Origin of the sequence: Streptomyces nodosus (assembly GCF_008704995.1) — a bacterium.
In the GTDB taxonomy this organism is placed as follows: Bacteria; Actinomycetota; Actinomycetes; order Streptomycetales; family Streptomycetaceae; genus Streptomyces; species Streptomyces nodosus.
This window is the reverse complement of sequence record NZ_CP023747.1, coordinates 3,544,138-3,568,767: the sequence shown is the minus strand read 5'-3', so window position 1 is coordinate 3,568,767 and position 24,630 is coordinate 3,544,138. Positions and strand designations below refer to the sequence as shown.

General features: G+C 69.2%; 22 protein-coding genes and 2 pseudogenes. 9 read left to right on the top strand and 15 right to left on the bottom strand.

Annotated features, from left to right (window positions below):
• Window positions 1–429: 429 nt before the first annotated feature.
• Window positions 430–1,530 carry a C40 family peptidase gene (locus CP978_RS16100; protein ID WP_043441540.1) on the bottom strand — a complete coding sequence of 367 codons (1,101 nt, stop codon included), beginning with the start codon at window positions 1,528–1,530 and terminating at the stop codon, window positions 430–432.
• A 226-nt stretch (window positions 1,531–1,756) separates the two neighbouring features.
• Window positions 1,757–2,581, bottom strand: a complete 825-nt coding sequence (locus CP978_RS16095; RefSeq protein ID WP_174498641.1) for a class I SAM-dependent methyltransferase — start codon at window positions 2,579–2,581, stop codon at window positions 1,757–1,759.
• A 357-nt stretch (window positions 2,582–2,938) separates the two neighbouring features.
• On the opposite strand from CP978_RS16095, the gene mshA reads away from it, so the two are divergent.
• Entirely contained in the window at window positions 2,939–4,279 is a 1,341-nt protein-coding gene (gene mshA / locus CP978_RS16090; RefSeq protein ID WP_043441536.1) for a D-inositol-3-phosphate glycosyltransferase, read from the top strand.
• A 57-nt stretch (window positions 4,280–4,336) separates the two neighbouring features.
• Window positions 4,337–4,840 carry a type III secretion system chaperone family protein gene (locus CP978_RS16085; protein ID WP_043441535.1) on the top strand — a complete coding sequence of 168 codons (504 nt, stop codon included), beginning with the start codon at window positions 4,337–4,339 and terminating at the stop codon, window positions 4,838–4,840.
• A gap of 26 nt (window positions 4,841–4,866) precedes the next feature.
• On the opposite strand, the gene CP978_RS16080 is transcribed toward CP978_RS16085, so the two are convergent.
• Entirely contained in the window at window positions 4,867–5,667 is an 801-nt protein-coding gene (locus CP978_RS16080; RefSeq protein ID WP_043441533.1) for a helix-turn-helix domain-containing protein, read from the bottom strand.
• Between the two features lie 49 nt (window positions 5,668–5,716).
• On the opposite strand from CP978_RS16080, the gene CP978_RS16075 reads away from it, so the two are divergent.
• Window positions 5,717–6,145: a DUF2000 domain-containing protein gene (locus tag CP978_RS16075; RefSeq protein ID WP_043441531.1), complete on the top strand. Its 429-nt coding sequence runs from the start codon at window positions 5,717–5,719 to the stop codon at window positions 6,143–6,145.
• A 20-nt stretch (window positions 6,146–6,165) separates the two neighbouring features.
• Here the strand turns inward: CP978_RS16075 and CP978_RS16070 are convergent, their stop codons facing one another.
• Window positions 6,166–7,467 carry an MDR family MFS transporter gene (locus CP978_RS16070; protein ID WP_043441530.1) on the bottom strand — a complete coding sequence of 434 codons (1,302 nt, stop codon included), beginning with the start codon at window positions 7,465–7,467 and terminating at the stop codon, window positions 6,166–6,168.
• 175 nt (window positions 7,468–7,642) lie between these two features.
• On the opposite strand from CP978_RS16070, the gene CP978_RS16065 reads away from it, so the two are divergent.
• A complete protein-coding gene (locus CP978_RS16065; RefSeq protein WP_043441529.1) occupies window positions 7,643–8,404 on the top strand; it encodes a phosphoglyceromutase in 762 nt (253 codons plus the stop codon).
• 100 nt (window positions 8,405–8,504) lie between these two features.
• Here CP978_RS16065 and CP978_RS16060 read toward each other — a convergent pair whose 3' ends face one another.
• The 8 genes and pseudogenes from CP978_RS16060 to CP978_RS16015 all read right to left on the bottom strand — a co-directional run bounded on the left by CP978_RS16060 (window position 8,505) and on the right by CP978_RS16015 (window position 17,236).
• A complete protein-coding gene (locus CP978_RS16060) occupies window positions 8,505–8,786 on the bottom strand; it encodes a ribosomal protein L7/L12 (RefSeq protein ID WP_043441528.1) in 282 nt (93 codons plus the stop codon).
• Window positions 8,787–8,835: 49 nt separating this feature from the next.
• Window positions 8,836–9,858: pseudogene (locus CP978_RS16055) on the bottom strand (tyrosine-type recombinase/integrase); the annotation flags it as partial.
• Window positions 9,859–9,862: 4 nt separating this feature from the next.
• Window positions 9,863–10,291, bottom strand: coding sequence for a YfbM family protein (locus CP978_RS16050; RefSeq protein ID WP_227745385.1), 429 nt, complete (start codon window positions 10,289–10,291; stop codon window positions 9,863–9,865).
• Between the two features lie 652 nt (window positions 10,292–10,943).
• Window positions 10,944–11,702 carry a DUF6928 family protein gene (locus CP978_RS16045; RefSeq protein WP_043441527.1) on the bottom strand — a complete coding sequence of 253 codons (759 nt, stop codon included), beginning with the start codon at window positions 11,700–11,702 and terminating at the stop codon, window positions 10,944–10,946.
• A 106-nt stretch (window positions 11,703–11,808) separates the two neighbouring features.
• Window positions 11,809–12,042, bottom strand: a pseudogene (locus tag CP978_RS16040) (tyrosine-type recombinase/integrase); the annotation flags it as partial.
• Between the two features lie 2,573 nt (window positions 12,043–14,615).
• On the bottom strand, window positions 14,616–15,095 hold the full coding sequence (locus CP978_RS16025) for an HAD domain-containing protein (RefSeq protein ID WP_052454574.1): 480 nt from the start codon (window positions 15,093–15,095) through the stop codon (window positions 14,616–14,618).
• A gap of 81 nt (window positions 15,096–15,176) precedes the next feature.
• On the bottom strand, window positions 15,177–15,848 hold the full coding sequence (locus CP978_RS16020) for a hypothetical protein (protein WP_043441521.1): 672 nt from the start codon (window positions 15,846–15,848) through the stop codon (window positions 15,177–15,179).
• A 68-nt stretch (window positions 15,849–15,916) separates the two neighbouring features.
• A complete protein-coding gene (locus CP978_RS16015) occupies window positions 15,917–17,236 on the bottom strand; it encodes a phosphatase PAP2 family protein (RefSeq protein WP_043441520.1) in 1,320 nt (439 codons plus the stop codon).
• A 365-nt stretch (window positions 17,237–17,601) separates the two neighbouring features.
• On the opposite strand from CP978_RS16015, the gene CP978_RS16010 reads away from it, so the two are divergent.
• A complete protein-coding gene (locus CP978_RS16010; protein ID WP_043441519.1) occupies window positions 17,602–18,699 on the top strand; it encodes a hypothetical protein in 1,098 nt (365 codons plus the stop codon).
• 112 nt (window positions 18,700–18,811) lie between these two features.
• Window positions 18,812–19,027 (top strand): hypothetical protein, encoded by a 216-nt coding sequence (locus CP978_RS16005; protein WP_144401456.1) that lies wholly within the window; start codon window positions 18,812–18,814, stop codon window positions 19,025–19,027.
• A gap of 155 nt (window positions 19,028–19,182) precedes the next feature.
• Here CP978_RS16005 and CP978_RS34895 read toward each other — a convergent pair whose 3' ends face one another.
• Complete coding sequence (locus CP978_RS34895) at window positions 19,183–19,335, bottom strand: hypothetical protein (RefSeq protein ID WP_167748009.1); 153 nt, start codon at window positions 19,333–19,335, stop codon at window positions 19,183–19,185.
• Window positions 19,336–19,539: 204 nt separating this feature from the next.
• Window positions 19,540–20,217, bottom strand: coding sequence for a phosphate signaling complex protein PhoU (gene phoU, locus CP978_RS16000; RefSeq protein ID WP_043441517.1), 678 nt, complete (start codon window positions 20,215–20,217; stop codon window positions 19,540–19,542).
• Between the two features lie 224 nt (window positions 20,218–20,441).
• Here phoU and phoR point away from each other — a divergent pair, with 224 nt between their 5' ends.
• Together phoR and phoP are read left to right on the top strand one after the other, a co-directional pair.
• Window positions 20,442–21,761 (top strand): two-component system sensor histidine kinase PhoR, encoded by a 1,320-nt coding sequence (phoR, locus tag CP978_RS15995; protein WP_043441516.1) that lies wholly within the window; start codon window positions 20,442–20,444, stop codon window positions 21,759–21,761.
• A 5-nt stretch (window positions 21,762–21,766) separates the two neighbouring features.
• On the top strand, window positions 21,767–22,438 hold the full coding sequence (gene phoP, locus CP978_RS15990; protein ID WP_464823599.1) for a two-component system response regulator PhoP: 672 nt from the start codon (window positions 21,767–21,769) through the stop codon (window positions 22,436–22,438).
• 294 nt (window positions 22,439–22,732) lie between these two features.
• Here phoP and CP978_RS15985 read toward each other — a convergent pair whose 3' ends face one another.
• On the bottom strand, window positions 22,733–23,344 hold the full coding sequence (locus tag CP978_RS15985) for a copper chaperone PCu(A)C domain-containing protein (protein WP_043441513.1): 612 nt from the start codon (window positions 23,342–23,344) through the stop codon (window positions 22,733–22,735).
• Between the two features lie 634 nt (window positions 23,345–23,978).
• Here CP978_RS15985 and CP978_RS15975 point away from each other — a divergent pair.
• Complete coding sequence (locus tag CP978_RS15975) at window positions 23,979–24,461, top strand: CarD family transcriptional regulator (RefSeq protein WP_003953493.1); 483 nt, start codon at window positions 23,979–23,981, stop codon at window positions 24,459–24,461.
• The last annotated feature ends 169 nt before the right edge of the window (window positions 24,462–24,630 follow it).

Here is a 24,630-nt window from a genome sequence, read left to right as displayed (position 1 = left end):
TGCCGTGGTGCATCCGGCCGGTGGCATATGCCGCATCCGGTATCGCAGTTGGACACCGGGGGCCCCGTCGGGGATGACGAAAGTCACGCAGGGGTGGGGGCTTCGGGGGCGGGACTGCCCCGGGTCCGCCCCTATGGGTCTGCCCCACGATGGGGCCCGTCGCGCAAAGAGGTGCCTGAGTGGGGCGCCCGTCGTCCGTATGGCCCTCTTCACGTGCATGACCCTCGTCACCCACGGTGTCCCATGAGATGGGGCATATCGCCCGAAACGGTGCGTCGGCACGGCCGTTGAGCACCCTCGGTGCCCTCGCCCGCCCCGGTCAGGGAGGGCTCCTGGCTCCGTCTCGCCTCGACCATGGGCCCGCCCCCTCGGCCCCTGTGTGGCGCCGGACTCGGCCTCCGCTCCGGTCGTCGCCCGTTGCCGTGGGGCTCATGCGTCGGGGCGTACGACCCCCAGGATCGGCATCGAGCCCGCGCCCGCGATCGTCACCGTGCGTCCCGGACGCGGGGCGTGGACGATCGCTCCGTCGCCGATGTACATCGCCACATGGCTGGCGTCGTGGAAGTAGATGATCAGGTCGCCGGGGCGCATGTCCTTGACGTCGACATGTCTGAGCTGTCGCCACTGCTCCTGCGAGGTGCGCGGAATGCCCCGGCCGGCCGCGGCCCACGCCTTGGAGGTCAGCCCCGAGCAGTCGTACGAGGCGGGGCCGACGGCGCCCCATACATACGGTTTGCCGATCTGGTCGGTCGCGAAGGTTACGGCCTTCGCGCCCTGCGAGGAGGCCTTTCCGCGGATCTCCTCGAGTATCCCGGTGCCGAGCCAGGCCGTCTGTGCCCGGCGGGCGGCCGCCCGCTCCAACTGCCGCAGCCGCTCCCGCTCCTGCTTCTTCAGCCGCGACTCGAGCTTCTTCGCGGCGGCGATCTGCTTCTCGATCTTCTTCTTGGCCTCGGCCTTGGCCTTGCGGTTGGCCTCGAGTTCGGTCCAGCGGTCGGAGGCGTCGTGCGCGTACTGCTCCAAGTCCTGCTGGGTGCGCGTCATCTCGGCGAGCAGTCCCTCGGTGGCACGCTGCCCCTGGCGCACGGTGCCCACATCGTCGAGGAACTCCTGCGGGTTGTCGCTGAGCCAGAGTCGGACCTCCGGCGGCAGTGCCTCGCCGCGGTACTGGGCGCGGGCCGCGGCGCCCGCACGGTCCTTCAACTCGGCCAGTTTCTCCCGGCCCTCGACGATCTCCTGGGCCAGCCGGACGATCTGCGCCGACTGCTTCTCGGTCTTCTCCTGGGCGGCGTTGTACGCGTCGGTGGCGACCGCGGCGTCGTGATACAGCGTGTCCAACTGTGCGCGGACGGCCTCGAGGTCCTCGTCCGGCCTCATGGCCGGATCCCCGGAGGCGGCTGTCCCCCGGGAGGGTGTGGGCGCCGGGGCCGGCCGTCCCGGGTCGGCGAGCGCCGCACCCGGTGTGCCCAGCACGGTGACCGCACAGACCAGAGCGACGGCCGCCGTGCCCAGGACCCGTTTTCCCGTTCCCATACTTCGCCCCCATATCTGATGTCTCGTCAGTAACGTGCAGACGCCGGGGGGATCGTGCCACGCCGGCGCGCAGAGTGACAGAGGCAGGACTGAGCGCGCGGAAAACTCCTCCTGCTGCCGCACCTAGTGCGACGATCTGCCTCCCCCTTCGGATGCCCCCGTAGACGATCTCCCCGCGAATGTGACGAACGGCTCAGGGGGATCGTTCCCCGCGGATCGGTACGGGTCAGTGCCGGGGTGCCAACGCCCCCCAGGCCACGGTGACTTCTCCCTGGCGCCAGCGCGCGGGGCCGTCGGTCACCGGCCAGTCCGCCGTCAGCCGGCGGACCGTGCGTATCCAGCGCTGGCGCGCGCCGTAGGAGGCATAGGGTGCGGCGGCGGCCCAGGCACGGTCGAAGTCCCGCAGAAAGGCGTGCACGGACTCCCCGGGGACATTGCGGTGGATGAGCGCCTTCGGGAGCCGCTCGGCCAGGTCGGACGGGCGGTCCAGGGAGCCCAGCCGGGTGGCGAAGGTGACCGTGCGCGGGCCCTCGGGGCCGAGGGCGACCCATACATGGCGGCGGCCGATCTCGTCGCAGGTGCCCTCGACGAGCAGTCCGCCGCGGGAGCCGCTCACCGGGTCGGCGGGCGCGAGCCGGGCGCACAGCCGCTGCCAGACGGCGGCGACCTGGTGCTCCTCGTACTGCCGCAGGACGTTCGCGGCACGGATCAGGGACGGCCGGCCCGGCACCGGCACCGGCACCTCGAAGCCACCGTGCCGGAAGACCAGGCCCTCGCGGGTGTACGGACGCGCGGCGGCGACCCGGGAGGGCTCGATCTCGACGCCCACCACACGGGTGCGGGGTGCCGCGGTGCGCAGCCGCCCCAGCAGCTCCACCGCGGTCCAGGGGGAGGCCCCGTATCCGAGGTCGACGGCCACGGGATCCGCCGTGCGGCGGAGCTCCGAGCCGTGGACCGCGGCGATCCATCGGTCCATCCGGCGCAGCCGGTTCGGGTTGGTGGTCCCGCGCGTCACCGTACCCACGGGGCGGGACGCGGCGCGGGTTGACATGCGTATGAGAGTAAGCGGCCCCGAGGAGGGGGTGGGCAGCCTGTGGACAACCCGGGCCTTGTGGATAACCCGAGCCTTGGGTGACCGGCGGGGGGCGACCGACCGGCGGGCCGACCGCCCGGCCCGGCCGCTCGACTGCCCGCCCCGGCTGCCCGGCCGCTCGACCGCCCGCCCGTGTGCAGCTGGCGTACCGGCGCCCGCGTACGCCCATGCGGCTCGAACGGTTGAGCGATAGAAGGTAATGATTCAGCAAAGGCATCCTGGAGGGAAATGGAGCGTCCCCCTCCGGCGTTCGCACTCCTTGGGGGAGGTGAGCGCCTTCCCGTCCGGCATGCCCGCAACAAGGAGGAGCGCCAGGTGAGCCAGTACGTCAGCAGGCTCGGGCGTCGTTCCACAGCGGCTCCCCCGCGGCTGCGGCTGCCGCACCGCAGGCCGCGGCGCGTCGCCATGCTCTCCGTGCACACCTCGCCGCTCCACCAGCCCGGCACGGGCGACGCCGGCGGTATGAACGTCTACATCGTGGAGCTGGCCCAGCGTCTCGCCGCGATCAACATCGAGGTCGAGATCTTCACCCGGGCCACCACGGCCGCCCTCCCGCCCGTGGTGGAACTCACCCCCGGCGTGCTCGTCCGGCATGTCGACGCCGGACCCTACGAGGGGCTCGCCAAGGAGGACCTCCCCGCCCAGCTCTGCGCCTTCACCCACGGTGTGATGCAGGCCTGGGCCGGACACCGCCCCGGTTACTACGACCTGGTGCACTCCCACTACTGGCTCTCCGGCCATGTCGGCTGGCTCGCCGCCCAGCGCTGGGGCGCCCCCCTGGTGCACGCCATGCACACCATGGCCAAGGTCAAGAACGCGTCGCTCGCCGAGGGCGACACCCCCGAGCCCGCCGCCCGGGTGATCGGCGAGACTCAGATCGTCTCCGCGGCCGACCGGCTCATCGCCAACACCGAGGACGAGGCCGGAGAGCTCGTCCGGCACTACGCCGCCGCCCCGGGCAAGGTGGCCGTCGTGCACCCGGGCGTCAACCTGGAGCGCTTCCGGCCCGCCGACGGCCGGGCCGCCGCCCGCTCCAGGCTCGGGCTGCCGCAGGACGCGCTGATCCCCCTCTTCGCGGGCCGCATCCAGCCCCTCAAGGCGCCCGATGTACTGCTGCGCGCCGTCGCCGTCCTCCTCGACGAACGTCCCGAACTGCGCTCCCGCATCGTGGTGCCCGTGGTGGGCGGCCCCAGCGGCAGCGGCCTCACCAAGCCCGAGGGCCTGCAGAAGCTGGCGGCCCGGCTGGGCATAGCGGATGTGGTGCGCTTCCGCCCGCCCGTGGAACAGGAACGGCTCGCGGACTGGTTCCGCGCCGCCTCCGTGCTGGTCATGCCGTCGTACAACGAGTCCTTCGGGCTGGTGGCCATCGAGGCCCAGGCGGCCGGTACCCCGGTGCTCGCGGCCGCGGTCGGCGGGCTGCCCGTCGCCGTGCGGGACGGACGGACCGGCTTTCTGGTCCAGGGACACGAACCGGCCGCCTACGCCCGCGTGCTGCGCGAGTTCGCCGACCGTCCGGAACTGAGCACCCGCATGGGCGCGGCCGCCGCCCGTCACGCCCAGTCGTTCGGCTGGGACACGGCGGCCTCGGCCACGGCCGGGGTGTACACGGCGGCCGTACAGGCGCACCGGCGCCGGGCGCGGACATATCACGGCTGACACCCATCACCGGGCACGCGCATACCACGGCTGACACCCGTCACGTACGCTCCGAGCATGTCTGACGAACAGCGGTCGGCGGGGCGGGTCATCGAAGGGGTCCTCGAGGACGCCGAGCTGGAGTGGGAGAGCCCGCAGCCCGGTTCGTACGTCGTGAAGCTCCCCGGGACGCGCAAGCTGTCGACGACCCTCTCGCTGATCGTCGGCAGGCACTCGCTCTCCCTCAACGCCTTTGTGATCCGGCACCCCGACGAGAACGAGCCCGCGGTGCACCGCTGGCTGCTGGAGCGCAACCTCAAGCTGTACGGGGTGGGTTACGCCGTCGATCCGCTGGGCGACATCTATCTGACCGGCAGGCTGTCGCTGGCCGCGGTCACCGCGGACGAGGTGGACCGGCTGCTCGGCTCGGTCCTGGAGGCGGCGGACGGCGGCTTCAACACCCTTCTGGAACTGGGGTTCGCGACCGCGATCCGCAAGGAGTACGCCTGGCGGGTGTCACGTGGCGAGTCGACCCGCAATCTGGAGGCGTTCCGTCATCTGACCGAACGCCCCGGAAGCTGACCCGCGGCCGGCTTCCCACCGGCCGCTCACTTCCGCGCCGTTCGCGCGTACCGCCCCGGGGGCACCCCCACCAGTTTTCTGAAGTGCCGGGTGAGATGGGACTGGTCGTAGAAGCCGGTCGCCGAGGCCACCTCGCCCGGCGGGAGCCCGGCGAGCAGCAGCCGACGGGCGCGGTCGACGCGGCGGGACATCAGATACTGGTGCGGCGCGATGCCGTAGGCCCCGCTGAACGTCCGTACCAGATGGGCCGGATGGGCGTGGACCAGCGCCGCCGCCTCGTCCAGTGAGATGCCTCCCGTCAGCCGTTCGTCGAGCAGTTCCCGCAGACTGCGGGCGAGCGCCGGGTCGGGGCGCGGACCGGTACGGACCAGTCGCGGCTGGAGATGGGCGCGCAGCCGTTCGCCGATGAGCGTCAGCCTGCTCTCGGCCTCCAGCTCGTCCCCGGGGTGCGTGAGTGCGTGGTGCAACTGCCCGACGCGCCGCCGCAGCACCGGATCGCGCAGATCGGGTGCGTCGACGGCGGGTCCGACGAGGTCCTCGGCCAGCCGGGTACCGTCGAGATACAGGACGCGTTTACGGAAGCCGTGCGGGGTGGCCGGGGCGCCGTTGTGCGGGATGTGCGGCGGCAGCAGGGACACCGTGTCGTGCGGGGTACCGTGCTCGTGCCGGTCGAGGTCGTACCGCACCGCGCCGTCGTCCACGATGAGCAGGGTCCAGGCCTCATGGACGTGCATCGGGTAGGCGTACTCGGTGAAGTGGGCGTGGAAGACCTCCACGACACCCGGGATCCGGGGGCGCCAGGCGGAGACTTCACGCTGGGCGGACATGCAAAGAACGTACAAGACGGTCCCGTGCCCCGCGGAGCAGGCTGAGCATATGAACGACGCCCCACCGATCCGCTTCGACACCAAGATCGCCGTACTGCTGCGTGAGGACCTGGAGACCTGGCAGCGGCTGAATGTCACCGCCTTCCTGGTCAGCGGCCTCGGCCCGGAGATCCCGGAGGTGATCGGCGAGCCCTACGAGGACGCCGACCAGGTGCCGTACCTCCCGATGTTCCGCCAGCCGGTGCTGGTCTTCGAGGGCGGCAAGGAGACGCTGAGGTCCGCCCACACCCGGGCCCTGTCCCGTTCCCTGCCGCGCTCGGTCTTCACCTCGGACCTGTTCGGCACGGGCAACGACCGCGACAACCGGGCGGCCGTACGGGCAGTGCCGACGGGGGAGCTGGATCTGGTGGGGCTCGCGGTGTACGGGCCGAGGAACGCGGTGGACAAGGTCGTCAAGGGGGCCCGGCTGCATCCATGAGGCCGTGTGGGGGCCGGTCCTCAGACCCTGTTGACCGCCGCCTCGGCCCCGGCCTCCGCCGTCGCCGCATCCGTCTTCGCCGCCGTCACCTCGGTTGTCTCCCTGGCCGTCTCCCCGGCCTTCTCCTGTGCCGGGAGGCGGCGCATCAGGAGTGCGTACCCGGCCGCGGCGACCATGCCCACCACCGCGCACATCCCCCACAGCCACTTCGCGCCGAACCGGTCGATGACCAGGCCGGACATCAGCGGGGCGATCAGGGCCGCCACCGCCCAGGACAGGGTGTACATGCCCTGGTAGCGGCCGCGCCCATGGGTGGGGGAGAGGCGGACCACGAGACCGGTCTGGACGGGCGCGTTGACGATCTCCGCCATGGTCCACACACAGACCGTGAGAGCGAAGACGGCGACCGAGCCCGCGAAGGCGGTCAGTCCGAAGCCGTAGCCCGCGAGCAGCGACGAGACGATCAGCAGCTGACGCGGGTCACGACGCTCGATGAACCGGGTGACCGGCAGCTGCAGCGCCACGATCAGAAAACCGTTGACGGCGACCGCCAGGCCGTAGTCGGCGGGGGTGAAACCGGCCCTGCCCATCGCCACCGGCAGGCCCACGGACCCCTGCTGGAAGATGACGGCGACCAGGAAGGACAGCCCGACCACGCTCATGAAGCGGCCGTCGCGCAGCACGGTGCCGAGCCCGACCTCCTCGGCCGACCCCTTGCTGATCCGGGTGGGCCGTGACTCGGGCAGCTTCACAAAGACGACGATCGCGCAGGCCATCGTCATCGCCGCCTCGATCAGGAACCCGGCGAGATAGCTGTACTTGGCGATGAAGCCGGCACCCATGGCGGAGACGGCGAAACCCAGGTTGATCGCCCAGTAGTTGAGGGAGAAGGCCCGCACCCGGTCCTCGGGCCGGACGATGTCGGCCATCATCGCCTGCACCGCGGGGCGGGAGGCGTTGCTCGCCATCCCGACCAGGAAGGCGACGGCGGCGATGGCCACCGGGTCGTGCATGAATCCGAGCAGGGCGACGGAGACGGCCGTGGACGACTGGGCGATCAGCAGGGTCGGCCGCCGCCCGAGCCGGTCGGTCATCACGCCCGCGACGAGGGAGGAGATGACACCGCCCAGGCCGTGCAGGGATGCGACGAGACCGGCGTACGAGGCGGAGTAGCCGCGTCCGAGGGTCAGATAGAGCGCCATGAAGGTGGCGACGAAGGCACCCAGCCGGTTGACGAGCGTGCTGGTCCACAGCCACCAGAACTCGCGGGGAAGCCCGGAGACGGACTCGCGGACGGCACGCCTGAGGGCGGCGACGGGCATGACGGGATCCCCCCGGATGTAAGCGGCTGTGGCGGTGAGCACAACTTACGAGAGCGGCTGCCCGGGCGGCTACTCGATTAACAGAAGCCGTCAACTGTCGGACGGCCCCCTCGGCCGCGGTCCGCCTGCCGGGCGGGCGCGCGGACGATCAAGCGGGTCGATTACGCTCGGGGCCATGGCCGACGCACCGTACAAGCTGATCCTCCTCCGCCACGGCGAGAGCGAGTGGAACGCGAAGAACCTGTTCACCGGCTGGGTGGACGTCAACCTGAACGAGAAGGGCGAGAAGGAGGCGGTCCGCGGCGGTGAGCTGCTGAAGGACGCCGGCCTGCTGCCCGACGTGGTTCACACCTCCGTCCAGAAGCGCGCGATCCGCACCGCGCAGCTCGCGCTGGAGGCAGCCGACCGCCACTGGATCCCGGTCCACCGTTCCTGGCGCCTGAACGAGCGGCACTACGGGGCCCTGCAGGGCAAGGACAAGGCGCAGACGCTCCAGGAGTTCGGCGAGGAGCAGTTCATGCTGTGGCGCCGCTCCTATGACACCCCGCCGCCGCCGCTGGACCGCGACGCCGAGTACTCCCAGTTCTCCGACCCGCGCTACGCGGCCCTGCCGCCGGAGCTGCGCCCGCAGACGGAGTGCCTGAAGGACGTCGTCGTCCGGATGCTCCCCTACTGGTTCGACTCGGTCGTCCCCGACCTCCTGTCCGGCCGCACGGTCCTGATCGCCGCCCACGGCAACAGCCTGCGCGCCCTGGTCAAGCACCTCGACGGCATCTCGGACGCCGATATCGCGGGCCTGAACATCCCGACCGGCATCCCGCTCTCCTACGAACTCGACGCCGACTTCAAGCCGGTCACCCCGGGCGGCACGTACCTCGACCCGGACGCGGCGGCAGCCGCCATCGAGGCGGTCAAGAACCAGGGCAAGAAGAAGTAAGCGGGAACATTCAAGCCCCCTGCCTGCGGATCCCTCGCGGACAGGGGGCTTGTTGCTGTGCTGGGGCCGTCTCTGGGCCGTGAGCTGCTCGACCGGGCCGTCAGGCGACAGGACCGGGAGAGTGTGGTTCCGGCCGCTGCCTCACCTCTGCCCGTCCTCCCGCATCGCGGAGGGCCGCGACCGCACTCTCGGCGATCTCCTCCGGAACGCGATCGAGGATCACAACAGGGGCTTGATCCACCAGGACCTTGCTGCGCCACAGGCTCAGTCCGGTCAGCCGACGTACGACCTGGGCTACGTCGAGTGGACAGGCACCGGGGTGGACGAGCACCAGGTCGTGGGGCACCTCGTCGCAGACCAACGTGAAGTACTCGACCGTCATCCCGGATCTCCTCCCGCTTCTGATCAGGAGCGTAAGTGTCTGGGCCCTCTCAGGCACCGGGCATTTCGCTGCTGAAGACGGCGGCCACGGCCTTGCGGGTGCGCTCCTGGCTGGACGGCATGAGGTGCGCGTACACGCGGAGCGTCAGGCCCGGGTCCGAGTGACCGAGGTACTCGGCGAGGGCCTTGATGTCCTCGCCCGCGTCCAGGAGCACCGAGGCGTAGAAGTGCCTCAGTGCGTGCATGCCGTTCTCGCGTGACTCGGCGTACGACTCGCCCGGCTTCCGCTCGGGGATCACACCGGCACTGGCGAGTGTTCGCTTCCACACCTCCTCGTTGAGCGACGTACGCCAGACGTGCCCGCCACGCGGCCCGGTGAAGATCAGTCGCTTGGTCACCGGAGGCCCGTCCGCCACCTTCCACGGCAAGGTGATCTCGGCCGGCGGGAACCGTGTCATGTGGGCCCGGAGGGCATCGGCGACCGGGCCGGGGAGTGGGACGTCCCGCAGCTTGCCGCCCTTGGGAGGGGCGAACACGGGCTTGCTGCGGCTCAGCTTGAGTTGCTGTACCACGTGGAGCGTCTCCGACTCGAAGTCGATCGCGTCGACGGCGAAGCCGAGGATTTCGCCCTGCCGGAGGACGCAGCCGCCGCCCAGGTCGACCATGGCTTGGTACCTCTCGGGCATGCCGGCCCGGACGGCGAAGACCCGTTCCGGCGTCCAGGGGGCGATGCGCTTGTTGTCCACGGTCGGCGGCCGGACCGAGCGGGCGGCGCACGGGTTCCGGGGAAGGTGCCCGTCATCCACAGCCGCGCCGAGGGCGGCGCGCACGTTGGAGTAGATCGTCCGGGCATACGAGCCACGGACGCCGTTCTCCTGGAGCTGTCGCACCCAATCGCGGATGTGAGCGGGCTGGAAGGAGCCGAGAGAACGCGACCCCAGGTAGGGATAGGCGTGCAACCTGAGCTGCGACTCCATCGAGGCCTGAGTGTTCGGGTCCGGCGCGTGAGTCACCCACTTCTCGGCGTACTGCTGGAAGGTGATCCGGGCCGCGCGGGGGTCGATGTACTGTCCCGCGTCATGTCCGCTTCGGATCCCATCCGAGGGGATACGCCCCAGCCAGGGGATACACATCAGCCTTGGTCAGGTCGGCCGGATTCACGCCGCTAACGAGCTGGTCATAAGTGGTGGCACGCAGCGCCCGCGATGCAAGACGCACCCGCTCCGAGCGCAGGTACCTCGGCGGCCCGTAACCCCAGTCCTCATCCTCGGCAAACGGCTCCTCACCATGGATGACGTCCACCGGGAAGTCGGCACGCGTCAAGAGGAAGCCCAGCATGTCCCAGGTCTTGGACGTGCTGAAATGACGCGCTTTGGTGGGCGCTGGTTCTGACTCCTCCTCGGCGTCCTGGACCTCTTCGGCGAAATCCAGCGCCCAGTCAGGGTCTTGAATCGCCCGGTCGAGCTCAGCAGCCGTAACGCGCAGGTACTCACCGATCATGCTCATGGCCGGAGGCTGGACGAGGCCTCTGACAGCGGTGGGCGGGCAGACCCTCTCAGTTTCCGTCTCATTCAGCCCCGTTCAGCAAGGTTCATCTGAGCCGCCGTGACGGTTCCAACCTCGTCGCGAGCCGCCCACGAACCCAGGTGAACGCCCCCGCGCACACCCCACCATCCCACCACCACAATTGGAAAGCGTGCACATCAAGGAGGAGCGCCGGATGTACTGACCGCGTACGCCTGAGGCCCGGGTGCCGCCAGCCATGCGCCCTCCCCCACGTCTGCACGTTCACGCACGCTGGTCGTTGACAGGTGAGCCGGACTACCGGGGGTGGACGGTGGGCGAGTGGAAGCAGGGGAAGTGTGGTTGGCCAACGGCGGCCGGCGATCGTTGCCAGAACAAGACAGTGAAGGGCACATCGCGCTGCTACCTCCACCAAGGTGACTGGACGAAGCGCGGCCAAGCCGAGCTGAAGAAGAGGACGAGCAAGCGCCGCAAGAAGTGAACCGGAGCCGCGGTGAGTGTCTAACTGCGTGACAACGCCGACGAACATCGGCGGACGAGCGCGAAAGTCTGTGGACCATCAGCGCTGGTGAGACGCGCAGCAGCCCAAGGCGGCGCACCGGTCCAAGTTGCTTCGGGACGAAGAGGTCGTGAGCTAAAGGCCGTCGCGCTCGATCAGCGAGCCGTCAGGGCTCAGTGCGTAGAAGCGCGGCGGAACCATGGCTTCCATGGCTCTGCGTAGCTCCGCTTCCTGTTCTGCAGGGTCAGGCCCGTGCGGGTCACGCACGTGGAATCCGTACAGCTCGATGGCGTCCGCGTCGACGTCATCGGGCTCGGGACGACCCTCCTGGATGAAGCCGCAGAGCGCACGCAGCGCGTCTTCGCCCAAGTCCAAGGGGTGAAAAGGCAGTGCGTACGGCTCTTCCTCCTCGCCGGGCCAGGGAACGATGTCAGCCTGGCGGTCCCCGGCCCAGTAGGGCAGTTCAAAGGGGAGTGGTTCGCCGATGTTCTCGATGATGCCGCTGTCCGGCGACAGGCTCAGGGAGCGGACGAGGCACCCGTCCTCCCACACGGCGAACGCCAGCCAGTCGACGACGCTGTGCATCGCGTGCAGGACGAGCCGCCGGCCGACGCTTGCCGCCACGAGGTGCTCCGGGAGCTGGGAAGGGGCGTCGATCATCACCCTCTGATCACCTATGACATCCAGGCCCGGCCAGCTGGCTGCGTACACCGTCCCCTTCGGCGGGTACACACCGTCCCAGAGATTCGAGCCCTCGCACCCCTCGATCTCCCCGCCCGGGTACAGCCGCCGCATCATGGTGGTCGTCCGGTCGAGATCCGCCGCCCCCACTCGTCGCAGCAACCCCGGCACGTCGCCGTCGGCGTACACCAGCAGTCCCGTCTTGGCTCCCAAAGCCCCTCCCTAGAACGTTGCCCTTGATGGCGGACGCACCATAGCCGCACGCACTGACAACGGAGGTCACCCAGCCCGCCTGCCCAGCTGGGCCGTCTCTGGGCCGTCAGGTGCTGGACGGAGAGGACTGGGCCGTGTCGAAGACGGCGGCCACGGCTTTGCGGGTGCGCTCCTGACTCGACGGCATCAGGTGCGCGTACACGCGGAACGTCAGGCCCGGGTCCGAGTGACCGAGGTACCCGGCGAGGGCCTTGATGTTCTCGCCCGCGTCCAGGAGCACCGAGGCGTAGAAGTGGCGGAGCGCGTGCATGCCGTTCTCGCGGGACTCGGCGTAGGGCTGACGCCGACGACATGCTCAGCCCAGGCGCCCTACTCCGAGACATCACGGTCCTGACCAAGCAGAGCGAGGCTGCGTGGACGACATCACGCGTCCTCGACCTACTGCCGGACGGATCAACCGTTGGCTTCGAGGGCGCCCCCCGCCGGACCGATCACCCAAGGCGCAGTCCTGGAACGTGGCGAACGCACGGCTACAGGGCGCAGGTGCATCCGGCGACGCCGTGCGCACGGCGCGACCTTGTGAGCGCGTTGGGCGGATGGATGGCGCTCCCATCCTCTGAGGACACCGGCCTCTTGATGGCCCTGAACGCCGTCAGCACAGGGTGGTTCATCGAGGAGTGCGGATTGCTCTACCGCAAGTGGCCCGGCCAGAGCACTGCTCAGGACGCTCATCACCACGAGCCGAGCGGCGTGCCCGAATGAAGATCATTGAGGAAGGCGCAGAAGCGTTGGGGAAGCTCAGTACTTGGCACCTGTGAGCGCGATGTGGCCGACCAGGCGGCGTGCCCGACGGGTCGGCACAGTCCCTGCGACTCTCCCGGCTACGCTCGCGCGGGAGCGCCCCGCGGCGCGTGGCTGCGGGGCGCCTTGTGGGGGTTTAGTCGACCGCCTGACCGTCGTACGTACCGCCCACGCAGGGGTTGCCCGGCAAGTCGATCCGGGGCTCTCCGCCGCCCTGCCTGCACTCAGAAGGGCTGACGGCGGATGGGGCACCCTGGGCGGTGGCGGTGGCGGCGCCTGTGAGGCCGAGTCCGGCGAGGGCTGCCGTGGCGATGCCAGCGGCGAGGATTCGTCGAATGCGCATTTGGTTCCCCTTTCACGGATTGCCTCGGCTGGGCCACTAGTCAGCTTGATCTCCACCCATGTGGGTGGCACGGCATGTTGCGCCATTCGGGTGACAGTGCTGTCGGGTGCGGGGTCGGTGACGTGAGGCCACAGGGGCCACGGCGAGCGCGGTTACTGATTTCTGTCACTACTAGTGCCGCATCAGGCGACCTTTGCCCTGGGCATCAGCTGGCACCGGGAATCTCTTGCTCCTTGCTCAGCAAGATCCCGCGTGGTCCGAAACCGGACGCGAAGTAGAAGCCGACGGCGTCCTTGTTCGGAGCGAAGATGCCGGCGTAGATGATCGAGACCCCGCGGTCCAGAGCACAGAGCTTCCCACCGCCTCGATCCGGAGCGGACCGGAGCCCAAGGGAGCCGGTCCGCTCCGTTTGTGCACCATGCGGTAAGAGTTTCCCTACTTCATCAAGGCCCGCGCACGGCGCGGGCGCGCGCCGCCGCTGCGGCGCGGCCTGCCTCCTAATGGCGCGATAAGACGTCGGGCGGTGTCTGATGGCCGATCGTCTTGGACGGGTCGGCATGTGGTGATCCGTAGGTCCATCGCGATGTGCGTGATCGCTGCCACCATCATCTGTGCGTCATTCGATCTCTCGAAGTGGCTCAAGAAGGGCAAGGTGATTGCCATGAAGCTGTGGGTAGGGTGTAAGGGCCGGTCGGCGGCCGCTGTGTCGGGGTGGATCTACGCCTGGTGGAACGGCCACACCGCCACAGAGTCGGGTTGAGCCCAGCAGCCCCCGCATGAGCCGTCGGTGACCATCGCTGGGCCGTCCCTGGGCCGTGCGAGGCGAAGCGACGTTAACAGATGATGACAACTAGTCACCGGGTCTTCGCTGGTCAGAAGGCAGGCGACAGGGAAGCGGTGCACGTGGGAAACTCGGCTCATCACTTCCAGAAGAACTAGCCGATACGTGATCCAACACCGAGTCCCTGCTGGAGCATTGACCCACCGGGCACAGGTGAGCACCATGCGCTTGTGATCAGGCATCATCCTGCGATGGCACAGAGCCATCATGGCAGTTGAACCGCGGCACGATGTGCGTCCGCTGCGTGTGCGTCTGCGCGGCTACTTCCTTGCCGTCCCGATCGCCGCTGGGTGCGTGGTCATAGGTCACTGGTGGGTGCCTGAACCGTGGTCAGCGAGCATAGAGGCCATGCTCTTCGTGCTTGCGGTATCCGTGCTCTATGGCGAGATCCACGCCTGGCGACTCCGTCGTATCCACCGTATGCCGGATTGAGCGGAAAACAACGGGCAGCAACAGTGAGTGTTTAAGTGCGTGACAACGCCAACGCACAGCGGCGAACAACCGCAGACGTCTACGGACCGTCGCAGCAGGTGAGAGACATACCAGCCCAAGGTCAAGTGCCCAGCAAACTTCCTTCGGGACGAAGCGGTCGCTCCGTTAGGGTGCGCCGCATGTCCGACGCCCCGGCCTGTCCCGAGTGCAGCCAGCCCATGAAGTTTGGCGGCTTCGTCGTCTCCAGGAGGGAGGACGATGGTCGGCGGACCTGCCGGGCGTTGTGGAGGTGTAACGGTCGGCATGTCTGGTGGCGTTGGGCCGACCGGTCGGATGAGCCTTTGGAGGTTTGCCCGGTGCCGGAGCTGTTCCGCTGACATCCAACGCTGACATCAACGACCGCGGACGGCGGTGACACACGGCAACCACGTCTGGCACCAGTACACAAGGCGGGCCCCGACCAGGCCGAGGGAAGATCGAACTCCTAAAGCTGTGCTCACCTCGGCGCAGCAGCGCAGAGCCAGCCGGTGAGCGTGGAGAAGTCGGCGTTCATGAGGCCTTTGGTCGGGTCGACGCGATGAAGCAGTGATGGTCCAGGGTGGCTGGCGTCGACCCACAGGCGATCCATGGCACTGATCTCGTCATCGACCCAGAGGAACGGCCGACCGTCGGCCCACTCGACGAGGTGACGGGTCTTCCAATGCAATCCGCGCGGACCTTCGTCGGCACGGAAGTCCGGCCATTCCACGACGGGCAGCCTCGGCAACCCGATGCGTGGGGAGACAGTCTCATTCGCCTCCTCCATCCAGGTCGTCGCCCACACGAGATGGCAGCCCAGAGCCATGAGGCGTGCTCCGAGCCCAGGATCGAGCCGCTTCAACAGCGGGTTCCCCTGACCGGGAGACGTCGAGGAGTCGACGGCAGCGGTCTGTAGGTGACCGGACGACGATCCGAACGGGATGAGCGGACCGTCCATGTCGAGGAAGAGTAAGGGACGCTCCGTCACGCTCTTTCCAGCCCGCACGCGACTGCTTCGGGCAGCTCGGGGGTACCGGGTTCAGACTCCGTACGTGACCGTGCCGTACACGACGAAGGCAATGGCTGCCGTGACCAGACAGCCGAGACGGACGGTGGCCGTCACCAGACCGGTCCGGCGTCGGCGCTCCGAGCTGGACCGAACCATGAGAGTCGTGATGATGAGAGAGGTGACGAGGAGGGCCATGCCCCCGAAGAAGGGCACCGCCTCGGACACATGCCTGCCCATGGGCATGTCGTAGTCCTCGTCAAACGCGGGTATCAGCACACCGATTCCGGTCAGGGTCGTGGCTGACACAAGCGTACAGAGAGCGTCGATCACCAAGGTCGCTGTCCATTCGCTGCCGAGTGCAGGTGAAGGGTGGGGCGTTGATCGCATTGCTGTAACCAATTTTCGATAGGGCGAACGGATCGGCAACGAGCTCTGGTCCGCGCCCCAGGGCGGTTCCAGCAGCCGCTCGGTGACCGGTGCCGGTGCGGGCCCGATCAGACGGAACTCCTCGGCGTTCCACACACCGCTTCTGGCGGGTTCGTCATCCGCTTCCGTGTTGATCAGCGTTCCGGCCGGGCCCAGGAGGACGTCGGCGCCTCCCGTCGTGAAGCGCCCGGCTGTCATCGGGTCGCCGACGAGCACGGGCATGTGCTGCTCTTCGAAAGCCGGTGCCGGAATCACGGCGGGCACCTGGGCGGTCATCTCCGTATCTTCCTCGCCCGGGTCTCAAGCGGGCGGCGCGCATGGCCGGGAACGCGGTGCGACACGCTTCAGGCCGGTTCTGGTTGTGGTTCCGGATGCGGGGCCGGTGCGGCGCTCGGTTCCCAGGCCGTGGTGGTGCGTATGTAGCCGTGGATCACCGAGGCCATCGCCAGGATGAGCAGAGGTCCGGCCACCCATGGATGCTCGGCCATCGTCAGCGGCAGGAAGCGGTAGGACACCAGCAGCGCGGTGAAGACCGTCGCCCCGTGAGCGACCAGCCGGATCCCTGATCGATCCCAGCCACGGTCGTACGACCGCAGAGCCGCCTCGACCGTGAGTACGAACACCACGCCGGCGATGAGGTCCACGCCGTAGTGGTAGCCGAAGCCCAGCGTCGCGGTGAGTGTGGCTATCAGCCAGAACGTGCCGGCGTACCGCAGAACCCGGGGGCCCTTCCGGGAGTGGATGAAGATCGTGACAGCCCACGCCGTGTGCAGGCTGGGCATGCAGTTGCGTGGGGTGATCCCGTCGAACGGTATGGGGTGCGGGGTGGTGATCGGCGACAGCGTCCGGGGCCACAGGTCGGCCACCGCCCAGTGCGCGCTGGACGGAATGTCCGGCGACCACAGGCTGACCGTCGCCCAGTACTCGGTGCCGGTGCCGTAGGCGAAGATCGGTCCGACCACCGGGAAGATCATGTAGAAGGCCGGGCCGAGAAGGCCGACCACCAGGAAGGTGCGTACCAGGTGATGGCCCGGGAAGCGGCGCTCGGCCGCCACGCCGCGCAGTTGGTACAGCGCGACGATCACTGCGGCCACCGCGAGTTGGCCGTAGACGATGTCGAGGAAGTTGAAGCCGACGGGGCCGGTGGCCGCGACGGCCCGGCCCACCAGCCACGACGGGTTGCCCAGCGCGTGATCGGCGGTCGCTACGTACTGGTCGAGCACCATGGGGCGGGTCTTCGAGGTGATGAGCAGCCAGGTGTCGCCGGTCTTGCGGCCGGCCACCAGCAGCAGGCCCAGGCCGACGCCCTTCAGCAGCAGGACGCGTTCCGAGCCGGTGCGGCGGGTGACAGCGATCACCCCACAGCCCAGAATCACCCACAATGCACCGTTCCCGAAGGGCTGGCCGTCGGTCGCCTGGGCGTCCACCGCCCACCGGACCAGTAAGAAGGCGAGGTCGATGGTGATCGCCGCACCCACCGCGATGAACCGTTGCCGCCAGGTGAGGACCACCATCATCAGCGCCAGGGCGGCATACAGCAGGCCGCCCGACTTCGGGGCGGCCACCACCTCTCGTACCTGGTTGGTGATCGGCCCCGGCAGACCGTAGCGACGCGCGGTGAACTCCAGTCCGATGAGGAATCCGAGGGCCACGACACCCGCCACGGCCCAGAGTCCCGCCCGTGACCGGGGCGGGTCCGACGGAGGCGTGCGCAGGGGCGGAGCGGTCATGTCGTCCGCGATCCCGATGCGTCTGTCAAAGCCCCGAGACACCTCATACCCCCTCGATCCGCCCCCTGCACGCCACTCGTGCCCCTTGGTGTGCCCTTCAGAGCGGACAGCCACGGTCGGTAGCGGTGCCCCAGGCCCCTCACGGGGAGGGAAGCACAGTGGATCTACGCAGGTCAATAGCTATGTAATCGGACAAGCGCCGTTTGCTGTCACCGGGCGGTGATCAGAGCTGTGTGATGATGCGCGAAAAATGAGCGGCCCTGGGGCGGGTCAGGAGTGAAAGAAGGGCGGGGCCCATCGTGGGCAAGGGCGGGGAGTCCATACCGGACGAGGAGTGGGAGCGCTTTCTCCGTGAGGCCGAGGCGGGGGCCGGGGGTGCGCCCGAGGAGCCGTCGGCGCGGGCCCGGATGGTGGCGCGGCGGCTGCGGGAGGAGTCCGGCCCTCCGGAACCGTGGCGGAGTCACCGGCCGGCCCGGCCGCGAGGAGGCAAGGGCTGGTACGTGATCGGTCTGCTGGTCGCGGCCGCCCTGCTGGTCGTGGCGCTGGATCCGGGGCGGGTGGCCGGATGGTTCGGAGGAGGGGGCGGCGAGAGTACGCCGCTTGCCGTGGAGTCGGAACGTCCGGACCAACCGCCGCCGACGGAAGCGGTGGCCCTGAAGCCGACCGTGGAGAAGCCGTTCAGGGGGTCGCCCGCGGCGCGGTGGAGCGACGGGACGGCCGGGATCGGTCTGCCCGAGGCGCGGGCGACCGGCTGGATGAGCAAGGAACAGGTCGCGCAGGCGCTGGAGAAGTCCCGGGACTTCCTCGCGGCGTCCAGCCTGGATCCCGGTGTGCTGCGCGGGGAGCGGCCGAAGAAGGCGATCGCGCTGATCAATCCTCATCAGCCGGACGTCCAGGGCTTTCTGACGACCGCGTTCCGCTCGCCCGGCCGGGAGAACGATCCGCTGCTGCTGTTCAGCCGCTTCGACAGCAGGAAGGTCCGGCTGGTCGGGGACGTGATCAAGGTGCGGGGGCGGATCACCTACCGAGAGGGCAAACGCGGTGCGGTCGAGGTGACCACCGATGTCACCTATGTGTATCCCGTGGTGCGCGCTGCCGCGGGAAGCGACGAGGTGGTGCGCACCATCGTGCGCCGTGAGGTCGTGATGAGCTGGGACGACCCGGCGGAGGTCGTCATCGATCCGGGTACGTTCTCCCTCGTCTTCTACACGATGGAATCCACCAACAGCGGCTGCGACACCTTCACCGGCTACCTCACCCCCGAGTTCGGCGCGGACCGCGCGACCACGCCCCCGGGAGACGGGCCCGAGGTCGACCCCTTCGACCGGAGCACATCGATGGAAGCGCGTACGCGGCAGTCCGGCGACTCGAAGTGCGGGACCGCCACACGGTCGTGAGCGGCAGTCAGGTAATCAGCGGCTCGTGGCGTACGGGCCCGGATCGTGGCGTAACGGGCCCGGGTGGCGGGACGCGGGGACGTGGGTGTTCTTGGGGATGGGGGAAAAGCGGATGGCGCGGGATGACGAGCGGGCTCTGGTCGACCGTCCGGGGTGGATGGTGCTCTGCCTCGTGTGGTCCGGATGGTCGGCCGCGAGCAGTGGCCTTTCGGTGTGGCGGCGCATCGGGTGGCTGGTGCTCTTCGTGGCCTGGGCGGTGCTCCTGGTGCGCCATGTGATCAGGTGGCGCCGGGGGCGTTCCTCCCCACCGTCCGGCCTCGACGGCTGAGCTTCCGGGCCGAGCCCGGCGGCGGTCAGAAACACACCGTCGGAAACGGCGGTCGGAAACGGCGGTCAGAAACATGAAGGGGCCCCGGCGCAGCGTGCTGCCGGGGCCCTTCGTCGTCGTGTTGCGGCGGGGGGGGGGCGTGCCGTCGGGCGCCGTCAGCCGCACTGGCAGGGCGCGCCCGACTGGCATCCGCATCCGCAGCCGGAGCCGCAACCGCACGCGCCGACCAGCGGGAGGCTTGTGATCTCGGCGGGCTGCTGGGTCTCGCGCTGCTGGGTGGGGTCGGGCGTGCTGGGGGTCTCGGCCATGGGTCCCTCCTCGACGAGACGGTGCTCCACCCATTGGACGCCCCCATGGGCGGGCGCATCAACGGCGCACGGATGCTCGCCCCTCACCCCGGATCGGGTTCCGCAAGCCCCCGGCAGCCCGGCGCCGGGTGCCTCCCTCGGGCCGGCGCTCCCCACGGGCACCCCGTGAACCGGGGTGGCCGGGGGAGCGGCGGGTCCGGTGGGTCAGGCGCCCTCGACGTTCGAAGCGGACTGGAGTTCGTCCGCGTGTTCGCCGGTCACCAGGAACACCACCCGCTTGGCCACGGCCACCGCATGGTCGGCGTAGCGCTCGTAGTAGCGGCCCAGCAGGGTGACGTCGACGGCGGTCTCGATGCCGTGCCTCCAGCGGTCGTCCATCAGGTGCTGGAAGAGGGTGCGGTGGAGCAGGTCCATCTCGTCGTCGTCCTGCTCCAGCTGGAGGGCCAGGTCGACGTCCTTGGTGATGATGACCTCCGCCGCCTTCGCCATCAGACGCTGGGCGAGCTGGCCCATCTCCAGGATGGTCGCGTGCAGGTCGTGCGGGACGGCGCGCTCGGGGAAGCGCAGTCGGCACAGTTTGGCGACATGCTGGGCCAGGTCGCCGGAGCGTTCGAGGTCGGCGCTCATCCGCAGGGACGTGACCACGATGCGCAGGTCGGTGGCCACCGGCTGCTGCCGGGCCAGGAGGGCTATCGCGCGCGCCTCCAGATCGTGCTGGAGATCGTCGACCTTCTGGTCGGCCTCGATCACGGCTTCCGCCAGCTTCAGATCGCCGTCGAGGATCGCCGTCGTGGCGCGCCCGATCGCCGACCCGACGAGCCGGGCCATGTCGACCAGGCCCTCGCCGATCGAGTCAAGTTCCTCGTGATACGCGTCCCGCATCAGGTGTCCCTCTCTTAGGTCTGCTTCGGGGGCCGGGGCCCGTCGTCACCATGGCGCACGCGGCGCCTACGCACCCCACGCTCCCACGTTCCGGCCCCTACGCGACCGTTTCCGGCATCCCAAATGAATCAGTACTGGCTCCAAGGTGAACTCTGGGCGACGAGTGTTCGAGGTCGCACTCCGATGGCTGTGGGCACGCGTCCGGACGTGCCTAACCTGGGTGCATGGACGTGAACGCGGCGGTCGCCGCAGCGGCAGCGATCGCCGGAGTTCTCACCGGCGTCATCGCGATGCTGGCGTTCCGCTGGAGCGAGCGCGACCAGAGACGCCCCACCCGCACCTCCCTGCACACCGACGCGGTGCTTCCGCCGGGCGTCGACACGGTGCTGTCCGTGCTGCGCTCCTCGGCCGTGGTCCTCGACGAGGCCGACGCCGTGGTCAAGGCCAGCTCGGCGGCGTACGCCCTCGGCCTGGTGCGCGGCGGCAAGCTGGCCGTCGAGCCGATGCTGCAGATGGCCCGCGACACCCGACGCGACGGCGAGATACGCCAGGTCGAACTGGATCTGCCGCGCCGCGGCACCGGGCGCGGCGAGGCCCTCGCCGTCTCCGCGCGGGTGGCGCCCCTCGGCTCCCGGCTGGTGCTGCTGCTCGTCGAGGACCTCACCGAGGCCCGTCGGATAGAGGCGGTGCGCCGCGACTTCGTGGCCAACGTCAGCCATGAGCTGAAGACTCCGGTGGGCGCCCTGTCGTTGCTCTCCGAGGCCGTGATGGACGCCTCCGACGACCCCGAGGCCGTGGAACGGTTCGCGGGCCGGATGCAGATCGAGGCGACCCGGCTGACCAATCTGGTGCAGGAGCTCATCGACCTGTCGCGGGTGCAGAACGACGATCCGCTGGAGGACGCCGAGCCCGTACGCATCGACGAACTCGTCGCCGAGGCCGTCGACCGCTGCCGCCACCAGGCCGGCACCAAGCAGATCACCATGGCCTCGAACGCGGGCCTGCCCGACGGAACCGATCAGGCCGGTGCCGGGCGACGCGTGGGCGGGGCCGACGGTCTGCGCGTGTGGGGCAACCGCGGCCAGCTGGCCGCAGCCCTCGGCAATCTCGTGGAGAACGCCGTCAACTACTCCCCCGCCCGCACCCGCGTCGGCATCGCCGCCCGCAGGGTGTCGGGACCCGGCGGGGATCTGATCGAGATCGCCGTGACCGACCAGGGCATCGGCATCTCCGACAAGGACAAGGAGCGCATCTTCGAGCGCTTCTACCGCGTCGACCCGGCCCGCTCCCGCGCGACAGGCGGTACCGGACTGGGTCTCGCGATCGTCAAACACGTGGTCGCCTCGCACGGCGGGGAGGTCACCGTGTGGAGTTCCGAAGGTCAGGGCTCCACGTTCACTCTGCGGCTGCCGGAGGCGGGTGCGGCCCGTGACCGTGCGACCGATCACCCGTCCGGCCTCGACGAAGAGGACGGCCGACCCGACGGGACGACCACCGTCTCATCCCCGTACGAACCGCTTCCCGCCCCGGAGGTCCTTCCGTGACCCGAGTGCTCGTCGTCGAGGACGAGGAGTCCTTCTCCGACGCCCTGTCCTACATGCTCCGCAAAGAGGGCTTCGAGGTCGCCATCGCGACCACCGGGCCCGACGGCCTGGACGAGTTCGAGCGCAACGGCGCCGATCTCGTCCTGCTCGACCTGATGCTGCCCGGCCTGCCCGGCACGGAGGTCTGCCGACAGCTGCGCGGCCGTTCCAATGTCCCGGTCATCATGGTGACCGCCAAGGACAGCGAGATCGACAAGGTGGTCGGCCTGGAGATAGGAGCCGACGACTACGTCACCAAGCCGTTCTCCTCGCGCGAGCTGGTCGCCCGTATCCGGGCCGTGCTGCGCCGCCGCGGGGAGCCGGAGGAGGTGGCGCCGGCCGCGCTGGAGGCCGGGCCGGTGCGCATGGACGTGGACCGTCATGTGGTCACCGTCTCGGGCTCGAAGGTCGACCTGCCGCTCAAGGAGTTCGACCTTCTGGAGATGCTGCTGCGCAACGCGGGCCGTGTGCTGACCCGGATGCAGCTGATCGACCGGGTCTGGGGCGCCGACTACGTGGGCGACACCAAGACGCTCGACGTCCATGTGAAGCGGCTGCGCGCCAAGATCGAGCCGGACCCGGGTGCCCCGCGCTACCTGGTGACGGTCCGCGGGCTTGGTTATAAGTTCGAACCGTAGGCCGACAGTGGCCCGTGGGGGTGCACAAGGCGTCCACGCGCGCGCAGGAGCCTGACGCCGACCACGCGCGCGTGGGCTTGACGGCCGCCCCGTGCGGTCGCCGTGCGCGGGCGAGGACCGTGCGCCCGGCCCTGAGGCCTTCCCCCACGCATGTGCGAAGGGCGGCACCCTCCCGGGTGCCGCCCTTCGCATGGGTGAGGGGACCGGTCGCCCTTGGCGCGCGGCCACGGGCGACGGAGCGGTCCTGAGGGCGGCGGACGGCGCGGACGGTGCCGCGGGGCCGCCGCCCGGGGCTCAGTGCCCGGCCGAACTCGACTCGGTCGCGGTGGCGGACCCCGTCGCCGCACCCGACGGCTCGGTGGTCTCGGCGGCGGACTCGGTCGCGGTGGCGGCGGGGCTCGGGATGCTGCTCGGGCCCCAGGTGGAGAAGTAGCTCTCGGCCGGCACCACAAAGGCACGCAGGCTGACGCCACCGGCCTTGCTGAAGGTGAAGGTGACCTTCTGGGCGTTGCCGTCCTGGAGGGACGTGGCGTTGTTCAGTACGGCGGACGCGTTGTCCTTGCCACCGATCACCACGGAGCCCTGCGCCGGAACGGTCACCGGGCCGCCCTTGGCGGACGAGAGATCGGCGTTGCCGACGCCCTCCACACTGATCGCGTCCAGCGTCTGGGCGGTACGGCCGCTGTTGAAGACGGTCGCCGAGATCACGGCCGGTCCGGTCGCCTTGGCGCCGGGCTGGGTGATGACGATCGCGTTCTGGATCTTGAGGTCACCGACGCTGGTCGCCGCGTTGTCCGGATGGATCTCGAGTGTCTGGCTGTGGTTGCCGGCGCCGCACGCGGCGAGCGAGGCGATCGAGAAGACGGCGGCGGCGGCGAGGGCGCCGCGTCGAAGGCTGCTGCTCACGGCGGCGGCAACTCCTTGAACGTGGGCGGAGCAGGACGACTCTCTGATAAAGCCGCCCTAAGTGTCTGTCAGCGGCCATAGGTTACCGAGCCGTCCTCGGGCCGCCGCACCCGACCCGCCTCTACGCGTCCGAACCCCCTGCCCGTGACCTCGGCGTCCGCCTCGCCTCCGGTTCCTCCTGTGTCTCATCAGCAACTTTGGCCACGTTGCAGTCCGGCATTCACATAAGCCTCTCGACTCTCGGCGCGGGGGGATTTCCGGTAAGGAATGCACGGCGGTACCGAAAAGCGATCAGGGGGACAACAACCGGGGATCGCGGAGTGTCTTGATCAATTCTGGATTCGTCTCGTACCCGACTCCAGGCACCGAACGGAGTAGCGGAAGTCGACCGCTTGATGCCGGACAAATGAGGGCGTTCCGGGCCTGGCCGGAGACCTTCGATGTGTGTAACGTACGCGTTTCACCCCGCCCGCAGAGCCGCTCCGACCTGCGAATACCCTGTTCCGTTCCCCCCGTGCAGCACGTCCCCGTTGTGCTTGTCAAGCCCCGAGATATGCCCTGACCTGCGAAAACGCCATTCAGAAGACGCGGTATCCGTGTTACCCTGGATAGCCACGGAAGGGGTACCTGTCACATGACGTTCAAGGTTGGCGACACCGTGGTCTATCCCCATCACGGGGCCGCGCTGATCGAGGCCATCGAAACTCGCCAGATCAAAGGCGTGGACAAGACCTACTTGGTGCTGAAGGTCGCCCAGGGCGACCTGACGGTGCGTGTGCCAGCGGACAATGCGGAGTTCGTCGGCGTGCGTGATGTGGTCGGTCAGGACGGGCTGGACCGGGTCTTCGAGGTGCTGCGCGCGCCGTACGCCGAGGAGCCCACGAACTGGTCGCGCCGTTACAAGGCAAATCTGGAGAAGCTCGCCTCCGGCGATGTCATCAAGGTCGCGGAGGTCGTCCGTGATCTGTGGCGTCGTGAGCGTGAGCGCGGACTGTCCGCGGGTGAGAAGCGGATGCTCGCCAAGGCCAGGCAGATCCTGGTGAGCGAGCTCGCCCTCGCGGAGAACACGAACGAGGACAAGGCCGAGGCGCTGCTCGACGAGGTCCTCGCGTCCTGACGCCCATCCCGCTCCCGCACGCTTCCCCGACCGGGAGCGCCGTGGACGGACCGGTGCAGAGCACGTAGGTATATGCCGTGGTGCCCGATGACGCAGTAGCTGTCGCCGGGCGCTGCGGCATGTTCGTACCCGCCCGCCGTACCCGGACCCGCCCTCCTCATACACTGCC